Source organism: Pseudomonas sp. SCPG-7, from assembly GCF_002156405.1.
Classification (GTDB): Bacteria; Pseudomonadota; Gammaproteobacteria; order Pseudomonadales; family Pseudomonadaceae; genus Aquipseudomonas; species Aquipseudomonas parakoreensis.
In genome coordinates this window covers 79714-95546 of record NZ_MVOO01000006.1, presented here as the reverse complement: position 1 = coordinate 95546, position 15833 = coordinate 79714, and the positions used below count along the sequence as shown (strand labels likewise).

Genomic DNA, 15833 nt, shown 5'->3' with positions numbered 1-15833 from the left:
TAGGAATTGGGCCATGGTCGCCGGCATTTGGTTTCACTGGATGTCTGGAAACGACCTATTGCGAGCGATAAGCCCGTCCGGCGTCCTGATCCTTCTGTTGCTGCCAGGCGCGCTCGCGCTCGTCCCAGTGTTCGTTGCGATACTCTTCGCGATCCTTGTTCTCGAGCATCGCCTGACACTGTCGAAAGCCGTCGGTCCAGCCTTCGGCGTATTGCTTGTCTTTGAGGTAGCGCGGCACGTTCTTGCGAAACTCGCCACTGATCGAGCCGGCGGCTTGCCGGCCACTGACGCAACCGTCATCGAAACCGTCGGCGAAGGCCGGTGGATAACCTTTGGCGATCAAGTCTTCATGGGTGGTCTGGCAACCCCCGAGCAACAGCAAAACACCCAACAGTCCCGCACACCGCCACATTGCACTCTCCTGCGCCGATTCTCGGCTGATAGGGAAAGTCTAGAAGGGGATTCGTTGATGGGGTGTGAAAGGAAGATCAAAAGATCGCAGCCTGCGGCAGCTCCTACAGGAAAAATGCATTCCCACTGTAGGAGCTGCCGCAGGCTGCGATCTTTTAATAGTGATACCACTTCACTTCGAGCATCACTTCGTTTTCCGGCGTCGCCACATGACTGAACTCACGCTGCGCACTCAGGCGCAAACCGAGGTTGCGCGACAATTCCCACTGCTGGTTCAGGCTCAGGCTACGGCGCACTTCACCATTGAAGAAGTAATCGCCCTTGGCTTCCAGGCTGAGATTGCCCAGCGGGTTTTTCCACAACACGCCGGTATTGAAACCGCCGGCCGGGGAGACGAATTCGGCGAAGTCATTGTTGTGTTCGATGCGCACCGTGCCAAGGGCAAAACCGAGCGTGTCTTCGCCCAGTTGCCAGGTGCCGCCACCGCCGCCGTTGACGTGGCTGACCAGGTTTTCGTCATCGTGTTTGCCCGGTACGCGCTCAAGGCCGCCAGTGACTTGCCACGACAGCGGCTGCAGCAACTCATTGCGCGGGGTCAGCGAGCGAATGGTCGCCAGATCCAGTTGCTGGAATTGCCATTGGTTGCCTTCGTACTGGCGCAGCTTCATTTGCAGGATTTCGATCTGTGCGCCGAGGGGGAAGCTTTCGGCGTTGTCGTTGAGGTCGTGATAGGCCATGCGCAAACCGTACTCGCCGAACGCACGGTCGCCCCGGGTGCCGATGCCAGCCTGCCAGGTGCGTGATTCGTGGCCGTCTTCGGGCAGGCCCGGTTGGGGGATCTGCAGCTCCGGCGCCGGGTTTTTGTTGATCGCCCGCAGCAGTTCGAAGCTGCGCTGAGCGCGTTGCGGATCACGTTCCTGACCGTTGGCGCGATAGCGTTCCAGACGATACGCAGCATCGATGATCAGCGCATGTCGATCCCGGGGCAGAGCCTTGAAGGTCGGGTCTTGTAACACTTGTTGATCGGCGCTGACTTTCAGCACCCATTGCTGTTCGTCACTGCTCAACGGCTGGGCACGGCTGAGCAATTCACGTTCGCGGGATGGGCGGTATTCGATACTTTCCACCAGTCCGGCTTCCTTCACGGCTTTGACCGTGTCGGTAGGGATGGCAGTCAGCGGGAATTGCTCGGTCAGGCGCAGGCTTGGACGCGCCACCTGCAGCAATTCGAGCAGGCGATAGGAGCAGTTTTCGTCGAAGAAGAAATAGTCGAACTGGATCTGCTTCAGTTCCCACACATGTTCGACCATGCGTGCGGTTTCTGCTTGCGTCAGGTTCAGCCGGTATTCCCACAGGTCGCGGTTTTCCAGGCTGCGGTACTCGGAGAGTTTTTCCTGATACGGCACCAGCGCGAACAGCCCCGGGTAGCCGCCCATCAAGCCTTTCCAGGCGTAGAGGATGCTGTTGTCGGAGCCTTCGATGTAGGCACCGAAGTTGATCGCGTAACTGAGCAGCGAAGTCTTGTCGCTTTGCACGTCAGCCTGATCGATGCGCAGCAGGGTGTGGCCGAACATCGACGACGGACTGTTGAGGTACGCCGCCGGGAAGATCATCACCGCGCTGTGCGGCGAGACGTCCTTGAACCATTTCTTGAATTCGGCGCAATCGGGGGCGGGCAGATCGGTCAGGTTGAGCTGCGCTTTCAGCCAGCGGGTGCGGGCCGGATAGACGCACTGCGCGTGCTGCTCGCCGAGGCTGGCCGGGGCATACAGCGCTTGCACGGTGGCGGCCAACTCATGGTCGGGGTGTTCGTTGCCATCAGGCGCGAGAAAGAATTTCCTGTCGCTGACATAGCTGCGCCAGCCGCCGAGCTTGGCGGTTTCGTAATGACCGAGGGAAATCCAGAAGCGGTCGTTGGCCAGTTGCTGCAAACGTTGAGGGTCGATGTGAGGCGCGGCGGACAGCGGGGCGCAGACACAGAGCGCCAGCCAGGCAAGGCGTTTGAGCATAAGTGGCAACTTAAGTCGAAAGAAAAACAAAGACCCCAAGCATTAATGTCGACCAGTCAAACCCGCACCAACCCTGTGGCGAGGGAGCTTGCTCCCGCTGGGGCGCGCAGCGGCCCCGCTTTGAAAACCGGGAGCGCTGCGCACTCCAGCGGGAGCAAGCTCCCTCGCCACAGGGCTCAGCACATGTCACAACTGACTTGCATTGCTCAAAAAGGGTGGGCCATAAAAAACAAAACCCGCTTCCCGAAAGAAGCGGGTGGGGTCGAGCTTAAGCCTGAGTGGCGTACTTGGCCAGACGTGGGTCTGATTTCAGTACAGCCAGGGTGTTGGTATGCACGTCTTCGGCGGTCACGTCAGCCTTGCTGAAGATTTGCTGGAAGTGCTCGTGAGTGACAGCGGCGAAATGCGCACGGTCTTCCGGCGCCACGCCCAGTACCACAGCGTAAGTCGTCAGCGCTTCGCCGTTGCCTTTTGCCATGTCTTCGGACAGCTCGTTCATCATGCCATTCATGGCGAACCAGGATTTACCGCCGTAGGTCAGCGACGCGTTGGTCGAGCAACCGTTGGTGCCGGAAGTCATACCGAACGTAGCGTTACCGGAGGTGCCGTTAGTGGTGGATGCCAGGAAGTGTGCCGGGGTGCCACGCTGACCTTCGAACAGCATGTTGCCCCAACCGCAATCCGGACCGCCTGGCGCTTGCGCCATGGCATTGAGGGAAACAACGGTGAAGAGAGTACCGAGAAGAATCCGTTTCATAGCTTTGTTCTCTTTGTGTGCATACCAATGGACAGGGTTCTGGCCCCCCAAGTGCTGCCTAGACAGACCCTTTTGAAGCCAGTGGGCCGGTTATTAGTTCCAGCCGCGCAGTTTGGAGTTTAGGCACGTTCCCGTGGTTCCGTGATTTTTTGCTGATTATTCGTTGAAATCCCCGGATTCACGGGGCGGGCCGCGCGGCTCGGCGCTTGTCTATGCTTTGTCGCATGGCGCGCCTTGCCAGTGGGGCACGGGCAGCGCCAGAATGCCGCTATCTGCCCCGCCTGATTGTTAAGGAAGCCCGATGCCTGATCCTGTTGCTGCCAGCTTGCGTCTAGCGCCCGAAGCGCTGACCCGTCCGTTTTCCGCTGAACAGTTCAGCTTCACTACCACCAATGATCTGGAGCCCTTTCGCGGTGTGCTTGGCCAGGAACGTGCGGTCGAAGCCTTGCAGTTCGGTGTGGCCATGCCCCGCCCCGGTTACAACGTCTTTGTCATGGGCGAACCGGGCACCGGTCGCTTCTCATTCGTCAAACGCTACCTGAAGGCCGAAGGCAAACGCCTGCAGACCCCGGCGGACTGGGTCTACGTCAACAACTTCGATGAGCCGCGCGAACCCCGCGCACTGGAACTGCCTTCGGGAACGGCCGCTGCGTTCATCGGCGACATCAACGGCTTGATCGACAACCTGCTGGCGACGTTTCCGGCGGTGTTCGAACACCCGTCCTACCAGCAGAAAAAAAGTGCCATCGACCGCGCCTTCAACCAGCGCTACGACAAGGCACTGGACGTCATCGAACGTCTGGCCCTGGAAAAAGACGTCGCCCTGTACCGCGACAGCAGCAACATCGCCTTCACCCCGATGCTCGAAGGCAAGGCGCTGGATGAAGCCGAGTTTTCGCAATTGCCGGAAGCCGAGCGCGAGCGTTTCCACGAAGATATTTCCGGTCTCGAAGAGCGGCTGAATGAAGAGCTTGCGAGCCTGCCGCAGTGGAAGCGCGAGTCGAACAATCAGCTGCGTCAGCTCAACGAAGAAACCATCACCCTGGCCTTGCAGCCGTTGCTGTCGCCGCTGTCGGAAAAGTACGCGGAGAACGCCGCGGTCTGCGGTTACCTGCAAGCGATGCAGGTGTATCTGCTGAAAACCGTGGTCGAGCAACTGGTCGACGACAGCAAGACTGATGCCGTGGCGCGCAAGCTGCTGGAAGAGCAATACGCGCCGAGCCTGGTGGTCGGTCATCCGCACAGTGGCGGTGCGCCGGTGGTGTTCGAACCGCATCCGACCTACGAAAACCTGTTCGGCCGCATTGAATACACCACCGATCAGGGGGCGCTTTACACCACTTATCGCCAGTTGCGCCCAGGCGCATTGCATCGCGCCAATGGCGGCTTCCTGATTCTTGAAGCGGAAAAAATGCTCAGTGAGCCGTTCGTGTGGGACGCACTCAAGCGCGCCCTGCAATCGCGCAAACTGAAGATGGAATCGCCGCTGGGCGAGATGGGCCGTTTCGCCACCGTGACCCTGAATCCGCAGCACATTCCGTTGCAGGTCAAAGTGGTGATCATCGGTGCGCGGCAGTTGTATTACACGCTGCAGGACCTCGATCCGGACTTCCAGGAGATGTTCCGCGTGCTGGTCGACTTCGACGAAGACATCCCGATGGTCGACGAAAGCCTGGAGCAGTTCGCCCAGTTGCTGAAAACCCGCACTTCGGAAGAAGGCATGGCGCCGCTGACCGCCGATGCGGTGGCGCGTCTGGCGACTTATAGCGCACGTCTGGCCGAACATCAGGGGCGTTTGTCGGCGCGTATCGGCGACCTGTTCCAACTGGTCAGCGAGGCGGACTTCATTCGTCATCTGGCCGGTGATGAAATGACCGACGCCGGGCACATCGAGCGTGCGCTGAAAGCCAAAGCCACTCGCACTGGCCGCGTATCGGCGCGGATTCTCGACGACATGCTCGCCGGGATCATCCTGATCGACACCGACGGCGCTGCGGTCGGCAAGTGCAACGGGCTGACCGTGCTGGAAGTCGGCGATTCGGCGTTCGGTGTACCGGCGCGGATTTCCGCCACGGTGTACCCGGGCGGCAGCGGCATCGTCGACATCGAACGCGAGGTCAACCTGGGTCAGCCGATCCACTCCAAGGGCGTGATGATCCTCACCGGGTATCTGGGCAGCCGTTACGCCCAGGAATTCCCGCTGGCGATTTCCGCGAGCATTGCGCTCGAGCAATCCTACGGTTACGTCGATGGCGACAGTGCGTCGCTGGGCGAGGCTTGCACGTTGATTTCGGCGTTGTCGAAAACCCCGCTCAAGCAGTGCTTCGCGATCACTGGTTCCATCAACCAGTTCGGTGAAGTGCAGGCGGTCGGCGGGGTCAACGAGAAAATCGAGGGCTTCTTCCGTCTCTGCGAAGCACGTGGGCTGACGGGTGAGCAGGGCGCGATCATTCCGCAGGCCAACGTCGCCACGCTGATGCTCGACGAGAAGGTGTTGGCGGCGGTGCGCGCCGGGCAGTTCCACGTGTACGCGGTGCGTCAGGCCGATGAGGCGCTGAGCCTGTTGGTCGGCGAGCCGGCCGGTGAGCCGGATGCTGACGGTCAGTTCCCTGAAGGCAGCGTCAATGCGCGCGTGGTCGAGCGTCTGCGGGTGATTGCCGAGATGATCAGTGAAGAGGATCTGAAAGAGGCCGAGAAGGAGTTGGCGCAGGAGGCGTTGGCAGAAGCCAAACCAGCTTAAAAAGTCTAGAGCAAATCCTGTGGGAGCGAGCTTGCTCGCGAAGGCGGCATACCAGTCGACATTTAGTTGCCTGAACATCCGCATTCGCGAGAAAGCTCGCTCCCACAGTTGTTTTTCAGATTGATTTTTGCGCTGATCTTCGGGAAAAGTGCCACTACTCTGGCGTCAGAATTCACACAATGACCATTCGGCGCCTTCTGGTTCTATCCGGCTTGCGCGGCGGACTTTTCTTCTATTCTCAGCTCAAGGACATCGACAGTATCACTGGATCGAAACAGCCTTCGCGTGAAGGCTGAATACAGGTTTTACCGAGGGTCGCCGCCATGTCGCGCAACCTCTGCCTCACCCGTCAATGCCTGGGTCTTGTGACCCGTATCGAATGCGCCATTAAACCTCTGGCCGGCGATAACGGCATGTGGACCTTGCTCTTCGCTGCCGGCATGGCCGGCGAACAACCCTCCGCCATCAAGGCCCAGGGCCCGTTTCACGGGCCGGTCGCCGCCGAGTCGATTCTCGACACCATTGTGGAAAGCCTGACGATGCACGGCTACGAGCTGGCCAATGATCCGCAGATCTGGAGCTTGCACTTGCAGGCGCAGCTGCGCCAGATCAACGGTGGCCGTGGACGTCCGGCCGGTGTGTTCGACCATTAGGCGCAATCACCGCGCCGTGTCGGGCAACGGCGCCTTGTCGAGCTTGACCTCAAAGCCGTATTGCACGGTATTGAGTTCAGTTCGCTGATAGGTCTCCACCTGCGTTGGACGGCCATAGAAGTAATGCACGCCGAACAGCGCCGGGCCTTGCGCACTCGCGTCGTGGCTGACCGAGAGAATCTGTTTCAGGTAGTTGCCGCTGTCGTCCTTGACGAAGAAACGCCAGGCGTTGGCCGGGAACCGTTTCAGGTCCACCACCAGTGTGTTGTTCTTGATCTCCAGGCCTTTGGGCAGGGCCTTGGCGTCGTAGGTTTTCTTGTCGACGCTCGCCAGAAACAGCGGCATCGAACCCACAGCAATTGCCGGAGTTTCCGGGAACAGGTTCAAATCGTAAGTGATGGTCGCTTGCAGCGGATCGACCTGATAGGCCTCGGGTGGCAGTTCGATCGGCTCGTCGAGTTTGCCGCTGCGTTTCTCGGTGAAGAACGTCACCGGGCTTTCTCCCGGGCTGAAATCATCGCCGAGCAATTCATCATTGAAGGTACGCCGGTGGGAGAACTCGATGCGCGCGGCGCTCGGATCCTCCACGGACTGATGGATGCGGATGCCGGCCTTCAACGCTTCCTCGGTCAGGCTCGCGCCTTTGAGCCAGTTCGGCGCCAGATCGTCATAGACCACTACGTCCGGGTCCAGCGGCTGGATGGTCTTTTCCGTGGTGTGCTGACTGAAAGTGCGCACCGGCAAATCCAGTGCCTTGCGGGTCACGGTCGCCGATGAAAAATCGAGCACGCTGACCTCCAGGGTATCGACGGGGCCGTTGAAGTAGACCTTGTTATAGCGGCGCGGATGCTGCTGTGTGAAGGCCTGCTGTTCGTCCTCAAGCTGTTTTTCCAGCGCCTCGCTCCAGGTTTTCTGCTGTTGCAGATGCGCCAGTTGTTTCTCGTAGAAGGCGACTTGTGCCGGGCTCTCATTGATTGAGCCGGCGCGCACCAGGTATTGCCCGGTGGTGTCGCGGGCCTGAACGATCAACGGATTGAGCTGCGCCCCCTCGACCTCGGGGGCCAATGGCAGGCTGTTGCTGAATTCGACTTCGGCGTAGTTTTTTGCAAGCTTGAGCAGGGTGACGCTGAGGTTGTCATCGGTGCGGGTCTGGCCGACATCCTTCTGACTCAGGTTGAAGCTGAACAGGCGGCGCGGCGTGATGACCTCGACGTTGCCCTGCAGGCTCACTGGCTGCGGTTGTGTCTTCTTGTCGACGTCCAGCCCCTCGATGAAAGGGTAGGTCACGGTCAGGTCATCAGGGTTGTTGACATTGGAACTGGACGGGCTCAACTGAATGCCGGGATCGGTTTCCGACCATTCCGGCTGATAGGTGATCACGCGCTTGTTGCTCAGGGTCACCGACTGCCATTCCACGCCATGCGGAAACAGAAAACCGCCGGGAATGTTCAGGTTGAACGGGAACACTGGCTGCAGGTCGGTGAGGTAGTCGGAGCTGGCGTCCTTGTGCAGCACGAACAGCCCGTTGATGAAAGTATCGACCAGCGCCTGCGGCGAAGGGTAGTGCTTGAGGATGCCGAGCGTGTCTTCGCCGTAGACGGTTTTCAGGGGTGTGCTGTCGAGCTTGAGTTGCGCGCGTTCGAGCAACAGCAGCGAACCGCCGAGTTCGGTCACGGCGTCCTTGAGCTTCGGATCGGTGATGGCGTCCAGTGAATGTTCGAAGGTTGCCGTCTTCGCGTCGAGGCTGACCGAGGGTTTTTTCTCTTCGCCGGGAGAGCAGCCGCCCAGCAGCAGAGCGAGGCAAATCCCGGCAGTTTTCAACGGCAATCGCACATCCATTTCCAGTCGTCCTGTCCACTTTCGCTAGGCGGTCAATGGTTTGGACAGTAGCAGAAAAAAAATCATACACACACGCAGGTTGCGCTGATTGGAGGTACGGGCCGGGCCGTTTCTGGCTGTCACGGTCGGCTGGTATACTCACCGCCGATTTCAATCCTTATTGTGTGAGAGTCAATGGAACGCTTTATCGAAAATGCAATGTACGCCACGCGCTGGCTGCTGGCGCCGATCTATATCGGGCTGTCCCTCGGGCTGCTGGCGCTGGCATTGAAATTCTTCCAGGAAGTGTTTCATGTCATTCCCAACGTGTTTTCCATGGCCGAATCGGATCTGATCCTGGTGCTGCTGTCGCTGATCGACATGGCGCTGGTGGGCGGTTTGCTGGTGATGGTGATGATTTCCGGCTACGAGAACTTCGTGTCCGAGCTGAACATCGATGAAGGCAAAGAGAAGCTCAGTTGGCTGGGCACCATGGACTCCTCGTCGCTGAAGATGAAAGTGGCGGCGTCGATCGTGGCGATTTCCTCGATCCACCTGCTGCGGATCTTCATGGACGCCAAGAACGTCGATCCCGAGCACCTGATGTGGTACGTGATCATCCACATGACCTTCGTGATCTCGGCGTTTGCGATGGGCTATCTGGACAAGCTCACCAAGCACTGATCATTGATTGCTCGCTGCCAATACACCGCCCGTCTGTTGCGAAACAGACGGGCGGTGTCGTTTGTGGCTTGTGCTTTGGTGCGCGCGGGCATATCCCTGTAAAGGTCCTGGCTCGCCATCGCACGAGGTGCCTTCATGAACCTGCAAGAGTTGAATGCGTTTGCCATCGCCAGAAAGGTTGATGAGCTGAACCTGATCTCCATGGAGGGCGGGATTTATCTGCTCGAGGCGCGGATGCATGGAGCCGCGTATCCGTTGAGTGATCTCAAGGGCCAGATGCTGCAGCTGCGTTCGGTGGAGCACGCGCGGGATTTGCTGCATAACTTTCCGGTGCTGCCGTTCAACCTCGTCCACACCTCGGTGCACGACGAAATGTGCGGTTTGGGCGGCAGCGTCGATGAAAGCCTGAAAGTGCCGCTGGCGTGGCGCTCGGCCCTGTAGGCGTTGCGCGCCATCGCTGGGCATCTGTGCTAGTCTGCTCGCCCTTTTAGGTTCCGGGCGCGCCGGGACGCGCTGTGCACGCACGGCAAGTCTTGCGGCCGTCCGCACAGCGGAGCAGTGTCATGTCCGAAGTAAATCTGTCCACCGACGAAACCCGCGTCAGCTACGGCATTGGCCGTCAGCTGGGCGACCAGCTGCGCGACAACCCGCCACCGGGTGTCAGCCTGGACGCCATCCTGGCCGGTCTGACCGACGCATTCGCCGGCAAGCCAAGCCGTGTCGATCAGGAAGCCATGTCCGCCAGCTTCAAGGTGATCCGCGAGATCATGCAAGCCGAAGCCGCCGCCAAAGCTGAAGCGGCTGCCGGTGAAGGCCGTGCGTTCCTGGTTGAAAACGCCAAGAAAGAAGGCATCACTACTCTGGCTTCCGGTCTGCAATTCGAAGTGCTGACCCAAGGCGAAGGCGCCAAGCCATCCCGTGAAGACACCGTGCGTACTCACTACCACGGCATGCTGATCGACGGCACCGTGTTTGACAGTTCCTACGATCGTGGCCAGCCAGCAGAATTTCCGGTGGGCGGCGTGATCGCCGGCTGGACCGAAGCCCTGCAACTGATGAACGCCGGCAGCAAATGGCGCCTGTACGTGCCGAGCGAACTGGCTTACGGTGCTCAAGGCGTTGGCAGCATCCCGCCGCACAGCGTTCTGGTATTCGACGTCGAGCTGCTGGACGTTCTGTAATGCCTGGCCTGTCCCGGTGACAGGTCAATAATGTGGGAGCGGGCTTGCTCGCGAAGGCGTCCTTTCAGGTAACTCATTCGTTGCCTGACACACCGCTTTCGCCGGCAGGCTGGCTCCCACAGTTTTTACCGCGCTACTCATATTTCGATCTTGTGATGCAGCTCATGGGTCGGGCGCAAGGCCCGGGCATAGCAGAACAGGAACAGATTACGCACCAGCTCCTTGAGCACCAGCGGCTCGCTGGAATTCAGGCTGCTGACGTCCAGATCGCCCTGATCCTGCAGCTCATGCAGGGCTTCTTCTTCCAGAACCGCACAGACTTCGCCGGTTTCCCGATGCAGGATTCTGAGGTACGGGTGTGGGCGATCCAGCCAGGCGTCGATCAAATAAGTCATGGGTCTCATCTCCTTGAAAGGTTTCAATGAGAATAATTCTTATTCGTCAAATAGCAAGCGTCTATTGGCGGAATGCGATTTTTTCCGGGTAAAGATTGCGTAAGGTCAAAACGGCTGGCGTCTGGCTATTACGCGAGTCTGCGGGAGCAAAGCGGGAGAGGGCGGAGCTCCATCCCACGCCGGGCGTGGGATGGCTGACAGCAGGATCAGACCTTTCTGACAAACTCGGACTTGAGTTTCATCGGGCCGATGCCGTCGATCTTGCAGTCGATGTCGTGGTCGCCATCGCACAGGCGGATGTTCTTGACCTTGGTGCCGACCTTGACCACCAGCGAGGTGCCCTTGACCTTCAGGTCCTTGATCACGGTGATGGTGTCGCCGTCCTGCAGGACGTTGCCGACCGAATCTTTCTTCACGGCATCATCGGACGCCACTTCGGTTTCGCCGTTGGCCGACCACTCGTGGGCGCACTCAGGGCAGATCAGTTGGGCACCGTCTTCGTAGGTGTATTCGGAATTGCATTTCGGGCAGGGTGGCAACGTGCTCACTAAGGCTCCTTGGGATGTGGATCGCTAAAAGTCGCACATTGTATAAGGTTTTAGCCTTTGATGGAGCCAAAAGCAGAAGATCGCAGCCTTCGGCAGCTCCTACAGATGATTGTGCAGGAGCTGCCGCAGGCTGCGATCTTTTGATCTTGCTTCAGCGATATCAGTGCGTGCGGGCGACCGCAAACTCGCTCAGTTCTACCAGTGCATCGCGGTATTCGCTGGCCGGCAGCGCGTCGAGGCACTTGATCGCACGGGCCACGTAGTCACGGGCCAGTTGCGCGGTGTACTCCAGCGAACCCGAGGCTTCCACGGCGATGCGGATGCTTTCGAGGTCTTCGATTCCGCCTTTCTGGATCGCCTGGCGCACCAGGGCAGCCTGTTCCGGCGTGCCTTCGCGCATGGTAAAGATCAGCGGCAGGGTTGGCTTGCCTTCGGCCAGATCGTCACCGACGTTCTTGCCCAGGGTCTCGGCGTCGCCCTTGTAGTCCAGCAAGTCGTCGACCAGTTGGAACGCCACGCCGAGGTGATCGCCGAAGGTGCGCAGGGCTTCGCTCTGCTCGGCGGAGGCACCGGCCAGTGCGGCAGCGCTGTGGGTCGAGGCTTCGAAGAGCATCGCGGTCTTGCCGCGGATGACCTCCATGTAGGTTTCTTCGGTGGTGCTGGCGTCGCGCACCTTGGACAGTTGCAGCACTTCGCCTTCGGCGATGATGCGCGTGGCCTGGGACAGGATCTTCATCACCGGCATCGAGCCCAGTTCGACCATCATTTCGAACGAGCGCGAGTACAGGAAATCGCCGACCAGCACGCTCGGAGCGTTGCCCCACATGGCGTTGGCGGTCGAGCGGCCACGGCGCATGCCGGACATGTCGACCACGTCGTCATGCAGCAGGGTCGCGGTGTGCAGGAATTCGATGGTGGCGGCCAGCAGGCGCAGGTCGTCGCCTTCGCGACCCAGGGCCTTGCCGCACAGCAGCACCAATAAAGGACGCAGGCGTTTGCCGCCGGCCGAGGTGATGTAATCGCCGATTTTCGATACCAGCGGCACTCGGGAAGTCAGCTGCTTCTTGATGATGCCGTCGACGGCGCTAAAATCGTCCGCCACCGCGCGGTAGAAAGCTTGGGGTTGCATCAGCGACAGTTGCTCCAGAAGGGTTGCGCGGCATGCTAGGACCCACACCGGGGCCTGTCAAGGCGCGATGGACGGCCACTTGCGTGACTCTCGATGCTTGCGTACAATCGCGCACCCTGAACTTCCTGGGCAGCACCTGCCTTACGCAATTGCACTTGGGCCGTTCCAGCCCCATGCAGCCATGCCAGCCAATACCTCTTCTTATAAAGAGCTGGGTGAGCAGGATTATCGGAGAAATACCATGTACGCAGTAATCGTTACCGGCGGTAAGCAATACAAGGTCGCTGAAGGTGAATACCTGAAGATCGAAAAACTGGAAGTCGCTACTGGCGAATCCGTGACTTTTGACCGCGTTCTGCTGGTCGCCAATGGCGACGACGTGAACATCGGCGCACCTGTTGTTGCTGGCGCAACCGTCAAGGCTGAAGTGATCTCCCAAGGTCGTCACGATAAAGTCCGCATCATCAAGTTCCGTCGCCGTAAGCACCACATGAAGCGTATGGGCCACCGCCAGTGGTTCACCGAGATCAAAATCACCGGTATTCAGGCTTAATTACAGCCTAATTCCTCACTAGGAGAATTGAACTCATGGCACACAAAAAAGCTGGTGGTAGTACCCGTAACGGTCGCGACTCAGAAGCCAAACGCCTTGGCGTGAAGATGTATGGCGGCCAGGTCATCAAGGCCGGCAACATCATCGTGCGTCAGCGCGGCACCCAATTCCACGCTGGCTACGGCGTTGGCATGGGTAAAGATCACACCCTGTTCGCGAAAATCGAAGGCGTGATCAAGTTTGAAGTAAAAGGCGCCTTCGGTCGTCGTTACGTGAGCGTTGTCGCGGCTTAATCGCGAGATCGCTGGAAGAGCCCTGTCTTGCGACGGGGCTTTTTCGTTTGTGGGGTGAGTCTCTTGCAAAACTGTTTGTATGGGCTGTCGGCGTGCGATGCAGGTCGTGGTTTGGGGTCGCTGCGCTCATTTTTGCAAGAGTCTTATGTCTTGATTGTTTTTCGGCTCGTCCGTATGGCGAGAGGCGTTGAGTTATGAAGTTTGTAGACGAAGTATCGATCCGCGTAAAAGCTGGCGACGGCGGCAATGGCTGCATGAGTTTCCGTCGGGAAAAATTCATTGAGAACGGCGGCCCGAACGGTGGTGACGGCGGTGACGGCGGTTCCATCTACATGATGGCCGACGAAAACCTCAACACCCTGGTCGACTACCGTTACACCCGGCACTTCGATGCCGAGCGTGGCTCCAACGGCGGCAGCACCGATTGCACCGGCAAGAAGGGTGAAGACCTGATCCTGCGCGTGCCGGTCGGTACCACCGTGATCGACTCGGCCACCCAGGAAGTGATTGGCGACCTGACCAAGGCTGGCCAGAAACTGATGGTAGTGCAGGGCGGTTGGCACGGTCTGGGCAATACGCGTTTCAAATCCAGTACCAACCGTGCGCCGCGCCAGACTACGCCGGGCAAGCCGGGTGAGCAGCGCGACCTGAAGCTGGAAATGAAAGTGCTGGCCGACGTTGGTCTGCTGGGCTTGCCGAACGCCGGTAAAAGTACCTTTATCCGTTCGGTGTCGGCGGCCAAGCCGAAAGTCGCCGACTACCCGTTCACCACGCTGGTGCCGAACCTGGGTGTGGTCAGCGTCGACCGCTGGAAAAGCTTCGTCATCGCCGACATTCCGGGTCTGATCGAAGGCGCTTCCGACGGTGCCGGTCTGGGTATTCGCTTCCTCAAGCACCTGGCGCGTACGCGTCTGTTGCTGCACCTTGTCGACATGGCGCCGCTGGATGACAGCAGTGCACCAGACGCGGCTGAAGTGATCGTCAATGAACTGGTCAAATTCAGTCCTTCGCTGGCTGAGCGTGATCGTTGGCTGGTGCTGAACAAATGCGACCAGATCCTTGAAGAAGAGCACGAAGAGCGCGTCAAGGAAATCGTCGATCGTCTGCAGTGGGAAGGTCCGGTCTACGTGATCTCGGCCATCGCCAAAGAAGGCACCGAGCGTCTGACGCGCGACATCATGCGTTACCTGGAAGATCGTGCCGATCGTCTGGCTAACGACCCGGCGTACAAGGAAGAGCTGGCCGATCTCGATCAGCGCATCGAAGATGAAGCTCGTGCTCAATTGCAGGCGCTGGACGACAAGCGTGCCCTGCGTCGCAGCGGTGTGAAGTCGGTCCATGACATCGGCGACGATGACTGGGACGAAGAAGATGTGGATGATGAAGACGGTCCGGAAATCATTTACGTGCGCGACTGATTCGTTGCAGTAAACTTAAGCGCCGCTCAATCGAGCGGCGTTTTAGTATCTGGAAATCGCAAGTCACAAATAACGACATGGGCGGCGCTGGGTCGCGCTGCCCTCAAGCTAAGGTTGAAGATGATGCGGAGCAAGGTGACAGGTGCGCAGCGTTGGGTCGTGAAGATCGGCAGCGCTTTGCTGACGGCTGATGGCAAAGGGCTGGATCGCGCGGCAATGAGTGTCTGGGTCGAGCAGATGGTGGCCTTGCATGAGGCGGGTGTCGAGCTGGTGCTGGTGTCTTCCGGTGCTGTGGCTGCCGGCATGAGCCGTCTGGGATGGACCGCACGACCCAGTGCGATGCACGAGCTCCAGGCTGCCGCGGCAATCGGTCAGATGGGCTTGGTGCAGGCCTGGGAATCGAGCTTTGCCGAGCACGGTCGGCACACCGCGCAGATTCTCCTGACTCACGATGACTTGTCCGACCGCAAGCGCTACCTGAACGCCCGCAGCACCCTGCGTGCACTGGTCGAGCTGAAAGTCATCCCGGTGATCAACGAAAACGACACGGTGGTCACTGACGAAATTCGTTTCGGCGACAACGACACGCTGGCAGCGCTGGTGGCCAACCTGGTCGAGGCTGATCTGCTGGTGATCCTCACCGATCGCGATGGCATGTTCGATGCTGATCCGCGCAATAACCCCGATGCGCAACTGATTTATGAGGCGCGTGCCGATGATCCGACTCTGGATGCGGTGGCGGGCGGCACCGGCGGTGCGCTGGGGCGTGGCGGCATGCAGACCAAGCTGCGAGCGGCACGTCTGGCGGCGCGTTCCGGGGCGCATACGATCATCGTCGGTGGGCGTCTGGAGCGAGTGCTTGATCGTTTGAAGGCGGGTGAACGCATCGGCACGCTGCTGTCGCCTGAGCGCGGCATGCTGGCTGCGCGCAAGCAGTGGCTGGCCGGGCATCTGCAAACTCGCGGCACGCTGGTGCTGGACGAAGGTGCGGTGTCGGCATTGTCGCAGGGCCACAAGAGTCTGTTGCCGGTCGGAGTGAAGCTGGTTCAGGGCAGTTTTCGCCGGGGCGAAATGGTGGTCTGCGTGGCACCTGATGGTCGCGAGATTGCCCGTGGACTGGCTAACTACAGTGCGCTTGAGGCGCAAAAAATCATTGGTCAGTCGTCGGATGCAATTGTCGGCGTGCTGGGCTACATGGCTGAGCCGGAACTGGTTCACCGTGACAACCTGATTCTGGTCTAAGG

Annotated in this window: 16 protein-coding genes; 9 read left to right on the top strand and 7 right to left on the bottom strand. The window is 59.4% G+C overall.

What is annotated here, in order from left to right; genetic code table 11:
• Positions 1–55 precede the first annotated feature (55 nt).
• The 3 genes from B1722_RS13405 to B1722_RS13395 all read right to left on the bottom strand — a co-directional run bounded on the left by B1722_RS13405 (position 56) and on the right by B1722_RS13395 (position 3177).
• The gene (locus B1722_RS13405; RefSeq protein WP_007963787.1) at positions 56–412 is read right to left on the bottom strand and encodes a hypothetical protein; all 357 of its coding nucleotides are present in this window, start codon (positions 410–412) and stop codon (positions 56–58) included.
• 154 nt (positions 413–566) lie between these two features.
• Positions 567–2420: a DUF4105 domain-containing protein gene (locus tag B1722_RS13400; RefSeq protein WP_086792870.1), complete on the bottom strand. Its 1854-nt coding sequence runs from the start codon at positions 2418–2420 to the stop codon at positions 567–569.
• Between the two features lie 268 nt (positions 2421–2688).
• A complete protein-coding gene (locus B1722_RS13395) occupies positions 2689–3177 on the bottom strand; it encodes a DUF3015 domain-containing protein (RefSeq protein WP_041065261.1) in 489 nt (162 codons plus the stop codon).
• 301 nt (positions 3178–3478) lie between these two features.
• On the opposite strand from B1722_RS13395, the gene B1722_RS13390 reads away from it, so the two are divergent.
• Complete coding sequence (locus B1722_RS13390; RefSeq protein WP_086792869.1) at positions 3479–5917, top strand: Lon protease family protein; 2439 nt, start codon at positions 3479–3481, stop codon at positions 5915–5917.
• 323 nt (positions 5918–6240) lie between these two features.
• Positions 6241–6570 (top strand): hypothetical protein, encoded by a 330-nt coding sequence (locus B1722_RS13385; RefSeq protein WP_041065267.1) that lies wholly within the window; start codon positions 6241–6243, stop codon positions 6568–6570.
• Positions 6571–6576: 6 nt separating this feature from the next.
• Here the strand turns inward: B1722_RS13385 and B1722_RS13380 are convergent, their stop codons facing one another.
• Positions 6577–8409 (bottom strand): hypothetical protein, encoded by a 1833-nt coding sequence (locus tag B1722_RS13380; protein ID WP_086792868.1) that lies wholly within the window; start codon positions 8407–8409, stop codon positions 6577–6579.
• 174 nt (positions 8410–8583) lie between these two features.
• Between B1722_RS13380 and B1722_RS13375 the strand changes: the two genes are divergently transcribed.
• The 3 genes from B1722_RS13375 (at position 8584) to B1722_RS13365 (ending at position 10253) form a co-directional block, all read left to right on the top strand.
• Entirely contained in the window at positions 8584–9072 is a 489-nt protein-coding gene (locus tag B1722_RS13375; protein ID WP_007963798.1) for a TIGR00645 family protein, read from the top strand.
• 135 nt (positions 9073–9207) lie between these two features.
• On the top strand, positions 9208–9513 hold the full coding sequence (locus B1722_RS13370; RefSeq protein ID WP_041065272.1) for a DUF6482 family protein: 306 nt from the start codon (positions 9208–9210) through the stop codon (positions 9511–9513).
• A 122-nt stretch (positions 9514–9635) separates the two neighbouring features.
• The gene (locus tag B1722_RS13365; protein ID WP_086792867.1) at positions 9636–10253 is read left to right on the top strand and encodes an FKBP-type peptidyl-prolyl cis-trans isomerase; all 618 of its coding nucleotides are present in this window, start codon (positions 9636–9638) and stop codon (positions 10251–10253) included.
• A gap of 137 nt (positions 10254–10390) precedes the next feature.
• Here the strand turns inward: B1722_RS13365 and B1722_RS13360 are convergent, their stop codons facing one another.
• The 3 genes from B1722_RS13360 to B1722_RS13350 all read right to left on the bottom strand — a co-directional run bounded on the left by B1722_RS13360 (position 10391) and on the right by B1722_RS13350 (position 12325).
• Positions 10391–10648, bottom strand: a complete 258-nt coding sequence (locus B1722_RS13360) for a hypothetical protein (protein WP_008078558.1) — start codon at positions 10646–10648, stop codon at positions 10391–10393.
• Between the two features lie 206 nt (positions 10649–10854).
• Complete coding sequence (locus B1722_RS13355; RefSeq protein ID WP_041065279.1) at positions 10855–11196, bottom strand: zinc ribbon domain-containing protein YjdM; 342 nt, start codon at positions 11194–11196, stop codon at positions 10855–10857.
• 160 nt (positions 11197–11356) lie between these two features.
• Positions 11357–12325: a polyprenyl synthetase family protein gene (locus B1722_RS13350; protein WP_041065282.1), complete on the bottom strand. Its 969-nt coding sequence runs from the start codon at positions 12323–12325 to the stop codon at positions 11357–11359.
• A gap of 241 nt (positions 12326–12566) precedes the next feature.
• On the opposite strand from B1722_RS13350, the gene rplU reads away from it, so the two are divergent.
• The 4 genes from rplU to proB all read left to right on the top strand — a co-directional run bounded on the left by rplU (position 12567) and on the right by proB (position 15831).
• Positions 12567–12878, top strand: coding sequence for a 50S ribosomal protein L21 (rplU, locus tag B1722_RS13345; protein WP_003228361.1), 312 nt, complete (start codon positions 12567–12569; stop codon positions 12876–12878).
• 35 nt (positions 12879–12913) lie between these two features.
• On the top strand, positions 12914–13171 hold the full coding sequence (gene rpmA, locus B1722_RS13340) for a 50S ribosomal protein L27 (RefSeq protein ID WP_003228360.1): 258 nt from the start codon (positions 12914–12916) through the stop codon (positions 13169–13171).
• Positions 13172–13365: 194 nt separating this feature from the next.
• Positions 13366–14589, top strand: a complete 1224-nt coding sequence (cgtA, locus tag B1722_RS13335; RefSeq protein WP_041065287.1) for an Obg family GTPase CgtA — start codon at positions 13366–13368, stop codon at positions 14587–14589.
• Positions 14590–14712: 123 nt separating this feature from the next.
• Positions 14713–15831 carry a glutamate 5-kinase gene (proB, locus tag B1722_RS13330; RefSeq protein WP_041065290.1) on the top strand — a complete coding sequence of 373 codons (1119 nt, stop codon included), beginning with the start codon at positions 14713–14715 and terminating at the stop codon, positions 15829–15831.
• The last annotated feature ends 2 nt before the right edge of the window (positions 15832–15833 follow it).